This is a genomic window from Chroococcidiopsis sp. [FACHB-1243] (genome assembly GCF_014696895.1).
Lineage (GTDB): Bacteria > Cyanobacteriota > Cyanobacteriia > Cyanobacteriales > Chroococcidiopsidaceae > Chroococcidiopsis.
The window spans coordinates 176,230-191,391 of record NZ_JACJQX010000006.1; the positions used below are offsets into that span (position 1 = coordinate 176,230).

At 43.2% G+C, this 15,162-nt stretch carries 15 protein-coding genes; 2 read left to right on the forward strand and 13 right to left on the reverse strand.

Features of this window, described 5'->3' with window-relative positions:
• The first annotated feature begins 80 nt into the window (after positions 1–80).
• Entirely contained in the window at positions 81–458 is a 378-nt protein-coding gene (locus H6G17_RS06780) for a hypothetical protein (RefSeq protein WP_015155400.1), read from the forward strand.
• A gap of 40 nt (positions 459–498) precedes the next feature.
• Here H6G17_RS06780 and H6G17_RS06785 read toward each other — a convergent pair whose 3' ends face one another.
• The 9 genes from H6G17_RS06785 to H6G17_RS06825 form a co-directional block, all read right to left on the reverse strand.
• Complete coding sequence (locus H6G17_RS06785; RefSeq protein WP_192155425.1) at positions 499–1,233, reverse strand: DUF1995 family protein; 735 nt, start codon at positions 1,231–1,233, stop codon at positions 499–501.
• Between the two features lie 171 nt (positions 1,234–1,404).
• Positions 1,405–2,580 carry a cysteine desulfurase family protein gene (locus H6G17_RS06790; protein ID WP_192155508.1) on the reverse strand — a complete coding sequence of 392 codons (1,176 nt, stop codon included), beginning with the start codon at positions 2,578–2,580 and terminating at the stop codon, positions 1,405–1,407.
• A gap of 157 nt (positions 2,581–2,737) precedes the next feature.
• Positions 2,738–3,334: a hypothetical protein gene (locus tag H6G17_RS06795; RefSeq protein ID WP_015155397.1), complete on the reverse strand. Its 597-nt coding sequence runs from the start codon at positions 3,332–3,334 to the stop codon at positions 2,738–2,740.
• A 127-nt stretch (positions 3,335–3,461) separates the two neighbouring features.
• Complete coding sequence (locus H6G17_RS06800; protein WP_192155427.1) at positions 3,462–4,091, reverse strand: hypothetical protein; 630 nt, start codon at positions 4,089–4,091, stop codon at positions 3,462–3,464.
• 301 nt (positions 4,092–4,392) lie between these two features.
• The gene (locus H6G17_RS06805) at positions 4,393–5,280 is read right to left on the reverse strand and encodes a DUF2267 domain-containing protein (RefSeq protein WP_192155429.1); all 888 of its coding nucleotides are present in this window, start codon (positions 5,278–5,280) and stop codon (positions 4,393–4,395) included.
• A 411-nt stretch (positions 5,281–5,691) separates the two neighbouring features.
• Positions 5,692–6,108, reverse strand: coding sequence for a transcriptional regulator (locus H6G17_RS06810; protein WP_192155431.1), 417 nt, complete (start codon positions 6,106–6,108; stop codon positions 5,692–5,694).
• Between the two features lie 40 nt (positions 6,109–6,148).
• Positions 6,149–6,451: a type II toxin-antitoxin system HigB family toxin gene (locus H6G17_RS06815; protein WP_192155433.1), complete on the reverse strand. Its 303-nt coding sequence runs from the start codon at positions 6,449–6,451 to the stop codon at positions 6,149–6,151.
• A 233-nt stretch (positions 6,452–6,684) separates the two neighbouring features.
• Positions 6,685–10,374 carry a DUF2157 domain-containing protein gene (locus H6G17_RS06820; RefSeq protein ID WP_192155435.1) on the reverse strand — a complete coding sequence of 1,230 codons (3,690 nt, stop codon included), beginning with the start codon at positions 10,372–10,374 and terminating at the stop codon, positions 6,685–6,687.
• 164 nt (positions 10,375–10,538) lie between these two features.
• Positions 10,539–11,123: a DUF99 family protein gene (locus H6G17_RS06825; RefSeq protein WP_192155437.1), complete on the reverse strand. Its 585-nt coding sequence runs from the start codon at positions 11,121–11,123 to the stop codon at positions 10,539–10,541.
• Positions 11,124–11,522: 399 nt separating this feature from the next.
• Here H6G17_RS06825 and H6G17_RS06830 point away from each other — a divergent pair, with 399 nt between their 5' ends.
• The gene (locus H6G17_RS06830; protein ID WP_192155439.1) at positions 11,523–12,674 is read left to right on the forward strand and encodes a tyrosine-type recombinase/integrase; all 1,152 of its coding nucleotides are present in this window, start codon (positions 11,523–11,525) and stop codon (positions 12,672–12,674) included.
• Positions 12,675–12,763: 89 nt separating this feature from the next.
• On the opposite strand, the gene H6G17_RS06835 is transcribed toward H6G17_RS06830, so the two are convergent.
• The 4 genes from H6G17_RS06835 to H6G17_RS06850 all read right to left on the reverse strand — a co-directional run bounded on the left by H6G17_RS06835 (position 12,764) and on the right by H6G17_RS06850 (position 15,132).
• Positions 12,764–13,738, reverse strand: coding sequence for a tyrosine-type recombinase/integrase (locus tag H6G17_RS06835; RefSeq protein ID WP_192155441.1), 975 nt, complete (start codon positions 13,736–13,738; stop codon positions 12,764–12,766).
• 94 nt (positions 13,739–13,832) lie between these two features.
• Entirely contained in the window at positions 13,833–14,390 is a 558-nt protein-coding gene (locus tag H6G17_RS06840; protein ID WP_192155443.1) for a Uma2 family endonuclease, read from the reverse strand.
• Positions 14,391–14,531: 141 nt separating this feature from the next.
• On the reverse strand, positions 14,532–14,933 hold the full coding sequence (locus H6G17_RS06845) for a PIN domain nuclease (RefSeq protein ID WP_192155445.1): 402 nt from the start codon (positions 14,931–14,933) through the stop codon (positions 14,532–14,534).
• The gene (locus H6G17_RS06850; RefSeq protein WP_192155447.1) at positions 14,920–15,132 is read right to left on the reverse strand and encodes a type II toxin-antitoxin system VapB family antitoxin; all 213 of its coding nucleotides are present in this window, start codon (positions 15,130–15,132) and stop codon (positions 14,920–14,922) included. The genes H6G17_RS06845 and H6G17_RS06850 overlap by 14 nt, the downstream gene beginning before the upstream one ends.
• Between the last annotated feature and the right edge of the window lie 30 nt (positions 15,133–15,162).

The window sequence follows — 15,162 nt, forward strand, 5'->3', positions numbered from 1 at the left end:
TAAGTTGTTGGTCAGGAGTCACTGTCGCGCCTGGTCATCGATAACTGGTCACTGATTTAATTCTCGCTCCCAACCTTTCCATGACGCAAGTTACTTTAGAAGAAATTACTAAATTGCAGGTTGAATTGACAAATTATCCCAATGCTCTTGCTGCTTTGCAAGAAATAGAAGAGTGTGAGGGAGATTTAGAAGATGCAGCTATGGTACTAGCAATTCGAGCCGGACAGCAACCAGATATAGCAAATGCAGAGTGGTTATCGAGTTTGGCAAAGAAATGTCGTGCCTTTATTTGTCGCCAAGAATTGCGATCTGCGTTAGCAAATGAATCTTTTGCGCCAGTAGTAGAACAACTAACAGCAGCTAAAATCTGCCCTACCCTACTGGTAATGCCTGTTTTGTTATACGTTCAAAAACAAGGCGTGGATGAATTCTGTCAACCTCTCGATCCGGTAGCTTAAAAAAGTCAAAAGTCAAAAGGTAAAAGTCAAAATGAATTTCTTAGCGACTCAAAGTCCGTAAGAATCTTTGCATACTAGCGAAAATTCCTGGTTTTCTCGATCCAGAAGCATTAGCAGCTTCAGTTGAATTGGATTGACTCGTACCCCCGTAGAGAATGGCATCAATTTCATCGCCCATTGGTTTTGTTGGTTGTTCGGTAATTAACTGAAACTCTTCTTCTACTTCTCGCCAGATTTGCCATTCACCGGGGTAGGAACGGAACACGGAGATGTTTTCAATTGGGCGCAGATAGTAACAAGATTCAATATTATTGAGAAAGCGGGTGCGTAATTGTCTGCCAGCGTAACCAATCCCGACGATCGCCACGTCTTCCAAACGAGGATTGAGCATCAATGTAGGACATGTAGCTAACTCGCACAACTTTTCTACCCGTTCGACTTCTACCGCAGAAGGCGAAACAAATAACAAAGCTGCATCCTCTGGCTCGATCTTTTCTTCCAGAGGCGATCGCGTGCCGATATCGACAATTTTAAATGGTACTTCTCCCCAATCTCGCCGTGCTAGCGCCGCCGCACCTGCATCGGGAAAAAACACCTTAAGTTGGGAGCCGAACTGAGTAAATTCTGCTAAAAATTGCTCGGCAACAGACATCGGTTTGAGTTCTGGGATCGCTAACTCCACTTGCAAGCGAGTATATCCATCCGCGATTGCCGCTGAGGTAGATACTGCTGCTTGGGCGATCGCCTGTTCTAGTGTTTTGGGAAATTCTGCCATATGAGAGGGAGTAGGGAGTAGGGAGCAGGGAGCAGGCAGGGGGAATAAGAGGGACGAGGGAGATAAGAGAGCTGAGGGAGTGAAGAGAGAGTCGCGGAGAGTCGCTCAACTGGGGGTGAACAACCAATTACCCATTACCCATTACCAACTACCAACTACCACTCTCTACTGTTAGCTGTTGACTGATAACTGTAATTTTACAGGTATGAGACGCTCCAAAATTTGCTTAAGTACCGTTGCCGTCCAGTCAATATCGGCTGCTGTGGTTTCTCTACCTAGAGTTAAACGAATTCCACTCAAAGCCGCAGCTTTGTCATATCCCATCGCTAGTAATATGGGACTAGGAGACAGCTTACCACTGTGACAAGCAGAACCAGCGCCGATCCCAATTCCCGCTAAATTCATTTGCCGCACGATAGTTTTCCCGCTGACTTTCTCGCCATCTGCGCCTTTAATGTAGAAACTAGCGTGGTGCGGTAGACGTGACAGGCGATCGCCTGTAGGAACTAGTTGAGGCACGTCAGCTAATTGAGCAAACAAGCGATCGCGCAATGACACCAAGCGCGATGTTTCCGTGGGCATTTCTTGAGCGGCAAGTTCTGCGGCAACACCAAAACCAGCAATAATTGGTACTGCTTGCGTTCCCGATCGCAGTTTTGATTCTTGTCCGCCGCCACCCAGCAACGGCACAATCTCCACTCCAGGGCGAATGTAAAGCGCTCCCACCCCTTGAGGACCGTAGATTTTATGGCTAGAAAGAGATAATAAATCTATAGGTAACTCTTGCAAATCTATAGGTAAGCGTCCGGCAACTTGGACGGCATCTGTGTGAAACAATGCGCCGTGGGAACGGGTAATCTTGCCCAAAGTCTCAATTGGTTGTAGCGTACCAACTTCACTTTGACCGTAAATAACTGAAACTAAAACCGTATTTGGTTGAAGTGCTGCTTGCAAGCATTCGGGATGTACGCAGCCGTTACCATCTACTGGTAAACGAGTCACCTGCCAACCCCACCGTTCTAGTAACCGCGCTGGCTCTGCGATCGCCGAGTGTTCGATACTAGAAATAATCAAGTGTTGGGGACTACTATAGCGTTGGGCAACCCCTATAATTGCTAAGTTATCTGCCTCTGTACCACCGGAAGTGAAGATAATTGACTCGGCGTTACGGGCGTTGACTAAGCTAGCCACCTGCATTCTGGCTTGTTCCAATACCGTTGCAGCGCGTCCACCCCACTCATGCAAGCTAGATGGGTTGCCCCATTGTTGAGTTAACACTGCTTGCATAGTTGCGATCGCCTCTAAACGAGTCGGCGTTGTCGCGCTGTAGTCGAGATAAATCTGCATGGATGTCAAGAGAATATGTGGTGCGCGATGAATGGGGTGTGGGGTGTGGGGTGTGGGAAGTGTGGGAGGATACAAGAGAGAATTTTGTCCCCGCTCTCCCTTGTCCCCCTTGTCCCCCTTGTCTCCCTTGTCTTCCTTGTCCCCTCACTCCTCACTCCTAATTAGACACTTCTGCCATCTCAATAATCTGTCCTTCAAGATCTTTGACCAAAAAGTTTAATGGTTTCTGGCTGAGAATTTTGTGCTTTAAATTCATCATTTCCACCCGCATCAAGACTTGTTCCAAACATTCGCGATCGAAACAGACATGGCGCTGCTGGTTTTTCTTCCCTAAACTAGCTCCAGTAATGATGTGGAGTTGGGTGTTTTTCTTGAGTTGATACCACAATCCATCGGGACCATTAAATCCTTTGGTACTGGTAAAACTGGGGCTGGGAGAGATGTAGTAAGGATCGATCGTTCCAGCTGCGCCCAAGGTTTGCTCGTAGTTGTAGTAGTAGTGTAAAGGAACTTCGGCAGCGGGGAGATTGAGCATTCCTTCGTAAAGCTGACGGGCAATCTCTAAGTCAGATACCATAACGGTATAGACTTTCGGGGCGCTGGTGAGAAACATCCACATAGCAACCGCATAGGCTGCTAGTAGCATCACCATAATCCCCTGTGTAGAGAAGAGGCTATCCAGGGGTAGGGAGGGCAAAAAAGCACCTAAAGTAGGCGGAAGCAGAAACGATGTCGAACTCACTGCTGTAACCATGAATGGGTGATGGGAATAAATAACTTGAGTTTTCGTGTGTTAGCACAAAATTAACCCAATGATACTAGTCTATCAAGAGGAGAATTATTCGTTTGTAAATTGTGATTGAGTCAGTAGTGAGTCGGATCTAATTCAGAAACACGTCTCCAGTCGGTTGAATTTGCAGAGATTGCTTATCTATCCCGAGATCGGTGGTTGCATCTAGCATTAATTCTAGTACTCCTGGAGTTGGCGATCGCCCAGTTGCGTTCAGCAATCCGCCATCTTCGCGCTTGAATGTCACAGTTGTAGGTGTAACTAAGTTTTTGAGCGTGACATCCGATTTTCCTGGGAGCGATCGCGGTGCTGTATTGCCAATTGCTTGATAAGTGATTTTTGCTCCTGTCTGATTGATCAGCTTAATACTAACTTTGCCTTGATTCAATAGCACTGTCGTACTGGGAGGCTGCTGCTGTTCGGGTAGGGGTGGTTGAATGGGAGAAGGCGAAACTTGTGGAGTAGGGGACACTTGCGTATTAGGAGGCTGCTGTTCGGGTAGGGGTGGTTGAACAGGAGCAGGCGAAACTTGGGGAATTTCTGGAGTTTGTGAAATATAGCTATTGTGTGGTGCTACTGTAACGATATGAGATAGAGAGGTAAGTACTGACTTTTGCTCTGCTTGGGGTATAGCAACGGCAGGTAAATCGATTGTCAAACTGCTACAAATAACACATAGCATTGCGATCGAGCCGCGCAGCCTAATACTACAGTTCTTCATTTTTTCTCCAGTTATATATATATTTACGTGAATCTAGATTTGACTGTTTTTCCAGCGCAGGCTTCATCTGAACTGATGAGTTATATAAATCAACCAAATTTCTCTAGCAATAGTTAGTTAAAACTTTGCTTTTAGAGAAGCATTTGGGTAGTTCGACATTGAATTATAGCAACAAATAATACATGCCACCTGCTATTTCTCAAGAGGGGTTGGATCGTCTAGTAACAAATGACCAACAACCAATGACAAAACAGGGTAGGAGTTGCCTCCTACCCTGACTCAAAATTAACTTCAAATGTTCCTAAGCTGTTTCCCACATTTGCCGAACTCTTGGAGGTAAGCAGTTAGCAATTTCTTTAACTCTTTCTTCCGATAGTTCGTCCTTGGTGGCAGAAAATACAGCTTTGACTACTTGTTCGGTATCTAAATCGAAAGCAGTTTTTGCTGTTGGTGCTTCACCTTTAACTCGTGCCAAGAAGCGATTGTCATTAACGTTAGTAATGTCAGAACTATCTGAGTGGTAGAAAGGCGGACGAATTCTACTCAAAAAGCGAACGATGGGATTGGTATCATTCCACAAGTCAGCTATTTCCATTTGCAACGCTTTGTCTTCTGTCGGCAGAACTTCCTTATTTTCTAATTCTTCTGCCACTCGATCTGATGCTTCCGTTGTCATTAAATCGCGCATGACGCGATAGACAACTTCTGTCACATCTCTAGCATCAAAAAGATCCTCCAGTCCGCTTTTCAGCATGACTTTCTCTAGGAAAGGCATATCTTTAGTCGCAATGGGAACTGAGGGACCTTCTTTTAATTCTTCTGGAGGTTTTGCCTCCATCTTCTCCAACATTCTGCGACCTTTCTCTGTCAATTCTGCCTGTTTGAAAGTAATCAAATGTGGCAAAGGACCGTCGGATGAACCAAAAGTATTGGCAACTCGAAAATCAACTTCTTTAGGATTTACAGCATCAGGAACATCTTCCTGGTTGCCATAGGCATTACCACTAAATTCAGCCTTAATATACTGCTTTTGATTCAGATAATCCAAGTGTCCTAATAGTTCGGCTTTTGTTGGTTCGCGACCGATAAAGTCATCAGCAGTAAATTTTACTGGATGCAATTCTTGCCCAGTTTCATTGATTTTTTTCAAAATAATGTAGGCAACATCTTCTCTTAATGGAATGGTCATGAAATTACCCCTTAGCTTTTTATGCAGATTTTGACTGTAGCTAAAGAGAACCAACAAATTGTTTCTCAGTCCCTCTAGTACTTGACTCAATTCAAGCCTTAGTGTACATGAACTGAAGGAGGATCGAATTTAGTTCGGATCTACAGCCATTGGCATTTAAGGTATTAAGAATAAATACTTGCTTACATCTGTCACAGGAAACATATTCGGAAATTTTGAGGCACAAGCTTGAAGAAACAGTTTGGTTGTTATTGTCTATTTCCCCAAAGATATATTTTTTAAGAAAAGCTTTGGTGACTCATCTATAACTTGAGAGGTATAACCGTCAGGCAGAGTGGCACGATAGTCAGCGTGATTTTTAAGGACGCTCTTAATAATGCTACATAGAAACAAGTTATAGTATATCTGTGCTTATAACGAGCGTGACGAATGGCTAAAAAAGACAGATGGAGAAATATTAAAAAAAATAGCTAACTTTTCAATGTGTTCCACAGTAAATTTACGCTGTCCATTGAGAATTGCTGACACAATTGATTCAGTTTTGAAAATAGGAATTAGATCTTTTTGTTTAAGGTTAAATTCATCAATTAATGCCTTAAGCAACTCAATACCACTTAAATCTGGAATTGATACATGCTTTTCTTCGTACTCATGCACGAGAATTCCCAACAGATTAATGTATTCTTGCTTCTCTGGCGTTATCTCACCAGAGTCTAGCAAAGTATCAATAACCTTTTGAACTGCTAGAAAATCTGCCTCTGATTTGATTGGACGAGGCGGAAACTTTTGTAGAAGCTCAATATAACTATTAGGTTCAGTTGTAAACATATGACTTTTTGCCCGTTAACAGCGCCAGCCTGCTACTATCCTATTCATACCAATCATCTTTCTTCCAATCATCCTTGTTATACTCCGCGTGAGTCAGAACATGGCGGATGAAAACCTTCTGATATGTGTAATCCACGAAAGCAATTAGGCGATATTTATTACCTCCAATATTAAATACTGTAAAGTTTCCTACTCGATCGGCAGAAGAAAAAACTTGGCGTACTTCTACAAAGTTTTGCCACTGGGCAGCGATCGTCAGCTTATACCAAAGAAGTAAACTAGTTTTGGAGTCAGGATGTCTTTCCCAAAACTCTACAAGGCGAGAACGAGTAATGATATGCATATACAAGAGCAGGACATAGTAAACCCTCCATAGGATATGTAACCACTTTGTTACTCTACGTAGCTGACCATTTGGTTGCTGATTACAATCGCTTAGTCACATGACTGTGCTACGTTCAAGATCTTAGCAATTTGCGAAGTTAATTGCAAGATTCTAAAAAATTAAGTATTCTGGGGGCAACTCCCAACTGTACGATCGCCGCTTTTACCCAATGGCACAAAAGTCAAATAGCTTTATTCCCAGTTTTCTAATTCTCGAATCCAAGTTTGCATCAATGCGATCGCTTGACTGCGACGCGCTTCAAATGTGGCAGCAATCCAAATAAATAACAACCCTACTACAATTCCAATTGCCCATAGTAGTAAAGAATAATTATCGATAAATAGCCAAAGCTGACGCAAGACTTTTGTAATAAAAGTTAGCGTACCGACATATAAATAGGCGCGGATGCGAAATACGATGCCTGCTAAAATTAAACCTACACCCAGAAAAATAGTTAAAATTCCTTGCCACAAACTCTTGTCTGATTGGTACAAAGCTGTCAGACAAAATAACCCTACAGCTAAAGTACGGAGAATGTGACGCTTTTCCTTTTCGGTAGGCGATCGCAATGTTGGATCGACTTGGGCAACATACAGCAACGAACCACTCAATACGGAAATATACCACAAAGGATCGGTAAACTGCCAATTTTGAATCAGTCGAATAATTGCCCAATCAGCTAAAACGATACTTAAATAACTGAGGCGAATTTTATTTTCTATCCTGGCTAACCAAGCATAGAAAGCAGCAACAAGAAATAAACTTGAAATTGAAATTCCACCCGATGTAAGTAAAACGATCGCCCCTGGTAAAACAGTAGCAGAACGCTGCCACGGTTGTTTCGACCATCCCCAAGTTTGCCAAGGTAAGGAGTATAAAAGATAGGCAAACACACAAGCGATCGCGGCTGACCAATTTAACAGTGTAGATAGAGGTAAAATTCGATTTAAAAGGTGGGCGATCGCAATTGTTAATTGGATGACTGCCAAATAAACCCAAAAATTACGAGTTCGCCCTTGCCAAGCTGCATAAGCTGCTAATGCTACTGTAACCACTAGCCAAAGATTGCTGCCAAAATTGCTTAAACTTACTCCTAATGCTAGTAGGGAAAAAAGACTACCAACTCCCCAGTGAAGATGGGTAATTACGAGTAATTCTTGAGGGGCAAGTCTCCAATAAAATAGTAACCAGCGCGAACAGAAACAATATATAATTGCGATCGCACAGGCTAGGGCTGATAGTAAGACTATGCCATCCCCTGCTTGCCCTCCTTTGGATTGGATCAATTGATAAATTAAAAGTTCGTATGCCGCAAAGGAAATACCAAATACAGATATTAATGTAATTGGTTTGAGCAGAGGTAAACGCCTTCCAACACCAATTCCCACTAATGCGCCTGCTAACGTGTAAAGTCCTGTGTAGGCAGTAAATGTATAGTGGGCGAAGATTAATCCTATAACTGCATATATCAGCGCGATAACGTGCCAACTAGAAAGGTAAGGTAAGGCAGAACGACGTACCCACCAATCGCTACCTAATTGCGTTGCTAGTCCTAATCCTAAATTGGCGATCGCAATATTTATAAAAGACGGTACACTCCACCATACGATACTAGCTACTACTAATTCTGTACCCCAAGCAATCCCGTAAAAACCTAAATTTGTCGGCTGTTTCCAGTTACGATAAGTAATTGCTCCTGTGGTTATAACTGCGGCAAAAATTATGTATAAATCTTGTATGGGGTAAACTTCTAGCTTACCTAAAGTTAGGAAAGTTAAATTAATTATACTCAGCGCGATCGCCCAACCGTCTAATGCTGGAGCATAAATATCTGTAGGGGCGCACAGCTGTGCGCCCCTATGGGAACGTAAAATCCACAACCCCCATAAAGCAACGCCAATCCATGTTGGCAACCAATTGAGGGGAACCCCCCAAATTTGCCACAGACAAGTTCCCGCAAAACTCAAACCAAATCCAACAGTTATTGCTGCGGCAAGTTGCGATCGCAATTTCTGCGTGTTGACTAACATTAAACTGGTAGCGACTGCCGTACTAATTAATAAAGGAGTTACCCTGGCTTCAGTTAAAATTTGGGCTAGAAGTAAGGCAACAACACTCAGCCAACTTGCCAATCTTGCTTGAGGAATGGTACGACTACCGAGAAACGTGAGACAGGCAGGAGTGGCTAGCCAAATTAATCCCCAATATGGATTCGATTCTATAAGTAAGGGATAACTCAATCCGGCTAAGACTAAACCGATATACCACGCACTACGTTTCCAAATTGTGTGCGTAAGGGCGCATGACTGTGCGCCCTTACATGCAAACCCCCATTCTGCTACCATGCCAATTAATAAAATGACTGCCCAAAATCGAGTATTAAGATTGGGAAAACCCCAACCTATCCATGCATATAAAGTTAATATTCCAGCGATGTGCGTGAGATAAATTAACCATGCGGCGCGAGTTGGACGCTGACGGAGGACAATTATTAAGGTAAGAGTAGAAGCTAATAAGTAGAGCGATCGCACCAAGGGATTGAATAAACTAAATAAAGCAAGAACGCTTCCTAAAATCAATGCCATGCCTTCGGTATAACTAGCTAAATTTGGTTGAGAGGCACGCCGGAGGCGCGAGGCAACAATTAAGGTGACAATAATATAAGGAAAAAGCGCCAGCCCGATGAGTTCTCCTGGGAATAAATAACCTCCGGCGATTTGGGTTGCCAAGGCAATAATTTGCTGTCTCCCTGCAATGGGAATTAGCCGCCATAGCAAACAATAAGCCTGCAATCCAACAAAAAATAGGGTGAGTAAATCCCATACTTGCCAAAGTCTTTGCAGACGATTTGCTAATAACCAGATACCTAAAATACTAACTGCGATCGCTTGCCAAGGCGGTTCGACGCTGACAGCGACTATCCAACCCAATACTAATAACCCGATACCCGTGCGAGTCAATAGAGGTTGTACCGGACGGCGAGTTAACCAACAAAGTACCCAGCCGCAAATCCCTAACGCCAGTCCAATTGCATCTATGGGTACGCCTGCACGTAATACTCCCCTACCCAAAAGCAGTAAGGTGGAAATAGCCAGAACAACGCCACTAATCCCTAAATCGATTAAACTCGCCTGACGCTTTTCTACCCGATGCCATAATACTCCTGCTGTCCCTACTGTACTGCTATAGATGGCAATCAGGGGAAACCCAGGTATTATCCAACCCAATTGCAGCCAACTCAGTGCAACAGTATTAACTCTAATCGGTAATGCAGCTTGCAGTAACATCCAGGCGATCGCGGATAAACTCAAAATTGCGATCGCTCCTACAACTAACCCCAATCCATCCTGCCACAACTGAAACCCATCGATTGCCCAGAAGTTAACTGGAATTAGGGATAGGGCGGTGACTTGTAAAATCCTACTTGTCAAACTTAAATTCGGTCGTTGTCGCGTCCACCAGCAAGCAAGCCAAAATGCTAAGGTGTAGCCGAATAAAATGGCATATTGTCCGACTGCGGAAAAGTTCTGCCACTGACTCGCAGCTAGTACCCCAGAGGATACGATTACCATGAACACGCCTAGAAATAGCAGCCACACGACGCTAATCTCTTCCATGAGGGAAGATAAAATTCGGCTGAGTATGGGTGCGGAACTTCTAATTGGAACGGGTGTTTCTGCTGGTGTTGTAGTAATAAAGTCTTCTTGATGAGATACTTCAGCTACTGGTAAGGCACAAACTAGGTGAGTGCGACAAATTCGGATAACTTGAGTTTCAGAAAGCAACCCCAGACGCAACCATAGATCTAATCCTTCTAACAACTGGGGTTGTGTAGCTGGTATTGTTAGTTTTATCTCGATTCGCTCTGGTTGTGAGGTCATGGCTAGCTATCTCAGCGCATATCTCATCATGCTGACTGTAGGGAAATTTAGCTCTCGGTAAATGTGCTACTTTTTAAGTTGGCGATCGCATGATAATGTCGCGCAAAGACGAGCCAGTGCGTTGCGGGGGTTCCCCCCGTTGTAGCAACTGGCGTGCTAAGGCGCTAAGCTGAACTCCCGCTTTCACCTTTAACGACTGCCGCACCAATTAAATGTGCTAATCTTAGGGCTTCCGGTACGTGACCGCGATCGCTTAATCTGTGTAATACAGCTGAGACAATATCTGGATCTTCTCCGCAGACTTGAAAGAAGAATGGCGGATATGCGTGAACTTTTCCCGCACGGCGCATCAGTTCTAAACGGCGATGGGGTTGGGGTAAACGTTGCAGTGCTGTTTCTATCTTTGTCATGTTTGGCTGTCGGCGCATGACGGTGACGCAGGGGATTTGCAATTTGTCTGTAAGTTTGGGTAAGTCGATGATGTTAAAGCCACCGAAGCCGATTCCATCTAATAGCAATATGTGGAGTTGAGGCAGAAATTTTTTGCCTAATAGTAACCGACAGATTGTATCTGTAGCGTTCCAGCCGTCTTGTCGCACTTTTCCCCATACCATTCCTTCAAATCGCGTCTCTGCACAAATGACACCGACGATTGAGACGCTGCTACTACGTCGGCGCACGAACGGCGCATCGTCAAAACCGATAACGCGAATGGTGCGATCGCGTGCTAGTAATGTTTCTAGTTTCACTCGGTTTGCAGTACTTCGTTTCTAAAATTATTGAAACGCAGTTATGCAAATGAATATAGATGTGCGAAGCAATATATTTTTAACATTAGATTACATCAAAAAAATACCCAATTTTGGGATGCTATACCTAAATATTTTAAAAAATCAGTTTTATATCTAGAATACATAGATCGTACCCAAACCTGGGTGAAAAACTCTTGAAACGCGATCGAGCGAAGATTTAATCAATTAAATACCTAAAATATGCTTCTTATACCCAAACTCAAAAAAATCAATATTTTTACATTGGAATATCTCGATTTGATACCCAATTAGTGTACTCTATACCTAATATTCTCTAGCGCTTGTTATCTCTGTACTCTCGTCTATATACCTAAAACACGAAATAAATACCCAAGAATGAAGGCAAGTAAAGGTTCGGTTGTTGTAGAAAGTTTTAAGGATAGGCTGAGATTGCGTTGGCGAGTTGCAGGAAAGCGGTATTGTTTATCTTTAGGATTGCCGGATACTCAAGAGAGTCGGATGTTGGCAGAGTTAAAGGCGCGTCAAATTGAGTTGGATGCAATTTCTGGAAATTTTGACACCACTCTGACTAAATACAAACCCCAAAGCTTAACTGAAAAGCCAGTTAGTGACGCGCAACTTCTTACTTGTGCCGAACTATTCCAACAGTTTATGGAATATAAGTCTCAGTCTTTACATCCCAGAAGTTTAGATCGCTACAAGACAACTCTGAAATATCTGCACCAGTTTTACTATCGAGAGAATGAGACGCGGAAATTACTAGCCGCACAAAATGCGATCGCAATTCTACAAACTCATGTAGAACAATTCAATGCTTGGCTTCAGAGTAAGAACGCCGAACGCGCCAGGAAAGAAAGGCTGATTTTACTCAGTGCTTGTTGGAGTTGGGGAATAACGAAAGGTTTTGTGGAAGCGAACCCCTGGAAAGATTTACAAAAGCAGGTGGAGTCAGCACCCAAACAACCACTCAAACCATTTACACAAGAGGAAGTTAAGGCAATTCTCGCTGCTTTCAAAACTCACCCTCAATACAAACACTATGCCGATTTTGTCGAATTTTTATTTTTGACTGGGGTGCGAACTACTGAGGCGATCGCTTTACGTTGGATGCATATTAACTCTAATATGTCAAGTGTTTGGATTGGAGAATCTATCAGTCGGGGTGTCCCTCAAACAAGTAAAGTTCGCTCTATTCCCTTAAATGACAGAATTAGATCGTTGCTTCAAACTAGAAAACCCGAAAATTATTTACTAGAAGATCTTATCTTCCCTAGTCCTGAAGGATTACCAATTGACGATCGCAATTTTCGCAATCGTGCTTGGGTGAAAATGTTGGAGTTGGCTGGTGTGGAGTATCGCAAACCTTCCAATACAAGACACTCGTTTATTTGTATGTGTTTGAGTGCGGGTGTAAATCCGGCTGTGGTGGCTCAAATTACTGGTTGCGATCTGCAATCTCTCGATCGCGATTATGCTGAGTATATCCCGTCTGTTTCTGTGCTTCCAGATTTGTTTGGTAATGGGTAATGGGTAATGGGTAATTTTTCCCTCAGTACGGGCGGGTTTTGAATGAAGATTTGCTGTTGGGGTTTTTAGGTTATCTGCTAAACCCGCCCCTACGATTCTCCTTCAATCAATGCTGCTAATAATCCGGTGACTTCAGCTTGGTGATTTTGGCGATTGTCGTCGTAAACCATTAATGTATCTAACCTGGCATGACGAGATAATTTCTGTACCATGCGAACGTTTCCACCTGTTGCATCCAATGCAGCTGTAATTCCAGAATGTCTAACTCTGTGGGGACTGAGGCGTTTTTTCAATCCTGCTGTTTCTGCCATTGCCTGTACGATCTTATATATGGCAGTACCCGTGAGACGATGACCGTAACTGGCGCGATCGAGTGCAATAAATAATGGTTCGTTACGCTTAGCTTTACCGCGTTCGCACAACCATTCTTGCAATGCTGCTACTGTAGACTCAGATAAACTAATTGTCTCAGCTTGTGTTCCTCGACCTTTTCCATATATAGTTAGCGATCGCCTGTCTGGATCGAAGTCACTTACATTCGCTTTAACTAATTCTCCGCGTCTTAAGGCGTTATCCCATAGCAATCTTAATATCGCATAATCGCGTTTGCCTTTAAGCGTGTTGCGATCGACAATATCTAACACCTGACGATACGCTTCTAAACTCACCCCACTCGTATCGCGATAAGCCTTTACCTTCTCTCCCGCAATATCGTCCAAACTGTAATCGCACATCCCAATTTGACGCGCGTAGTTAACTAAAGATTTTATGGCGGCTAATCGACGGTTAATTGTTGCTTCCGATAAATTGCGATCGATCAGAACTGCCTTATATTTAAGTACTAATGCTGTGGCGTTGAATCGAGAAAGTTGGAGAAATTCGGCAATTAAATTCCGATCTGGTTCAACTGCTGCGATCGTGATGAAAAAATCTTTTAAATCTTTAGCATAGGCGCGACGAGTATTTTCACTACGTTTATTCGCCAACAAATTTCCCAAAATGTCTTCTTGGGGTTGGATGTTGAAACTCGATTTAGGGGCTGTCAGCCGACTTAATTGGCTCATGGTTACGATAATGCGCCTTTCCGTAACCTACTATAACTCCCATATATCAATATGTCTAGGATTTTGATAAGCTCAGCTACAGCAAAAGTCTGTGTTAATAGCTCACACCTATGAGGCGCTCAACTTGAACGGATACATCAGGAAAGGCTAGAGGGGTAATAGTACCTGTAGTTAGTGTTAGTTCGGTGTTGTACTGCCCATTTTTGAGGTCGCGAAATACTTGTAAACATCGATCTTTGAGGTTAACAACCCAATATTCAGTAATACCTGCTTCTGCGTAGATATCTTTTTTTTCACCTAAATCTTTATTTAAGGTGCTGTTAGAAAATTCGATAATCCAGAAAATATCTTCAGGGTAAGGATGGTGTTCTAGGTAAACTTCACCTAAGGGTTTGACAATGGCAATGTCGGGGGCAGGTTCGGAATTATTTGGCAGAGTTACAGGTTTAGCATCGCGGATTTTTGCCCGTTCGCCGAGTAGCGTGCGGAGATAATCGGCGGCTTCTGTGTTGTAGTAGGCGTGGGGTTCTCGTTCTGGGGGCATAACAATGAGGTCACCGCGCCATAATTCTAGGGGCTGGTCGTCAAAAATGCCTGCTTCTATTGCTCGGTGATATCGTTCAATTGTCCATTTGTAGGTAGTTACAGTCATGACAACCGTTTAGACAATAGAGTTAGTTCGATCTTAGTCTAGTAGACAGGTTTCTCAACCCCTGAAAAGATTTGGATTATTACCGAAGCGATTATTAGAAACAACAAAGAAAGCTAGTTGTTCGTCATAACTATTTTGTAACTATTTTGACTGAAAGCGGATTTGTTGCAGCGATCGCACGCTACTAATAACTTCAAAGTCGCGATCGTCGTGAATTAAAATTAATGCATGGTCTATAGCTAATTGAGCAATACAGCAGTCAATCGGACTCCGCACGGTTAATCCTTGTCTGCGTAATTCAAAGTATATCCGTGCAGCCGCTTGCCAAGATTCAGAACTTAATTCAACATAATCTTGGGTTTGCAGATAACTTTGTAGAAGTCTCCACTCGCGATCGCTACGACATCCTTGCAACAGTTCTAGCTGATTGAAACGAGTTAGAATCACATCGCGATCGCTAATTATTGATTGAAGTTGCTGGCGTACAAGTCCTGTCTTATCTCGAAATACACTTACCCAAACAGATGTATTAATCAGCAGCATGGCGGGGTGTTCTGAGTGTTTTAGGATTGTAATCGTCGTAGAACTCAAGTTTTCCAGCCAAATCGAGTAAATTTTTCTTTTTTTGGGAGCGAATTAATTCTTGCAACGCTAGATGCAAAAGTTCCTTTTTAGTACGGACGTTGGTAAGTCGAAAGGCTTCTTCAACTAATCTATCGCCAAGCTCGACGTTGGTTCGCATTGTTATGTGTATAATGTGTTTTTATGAGTG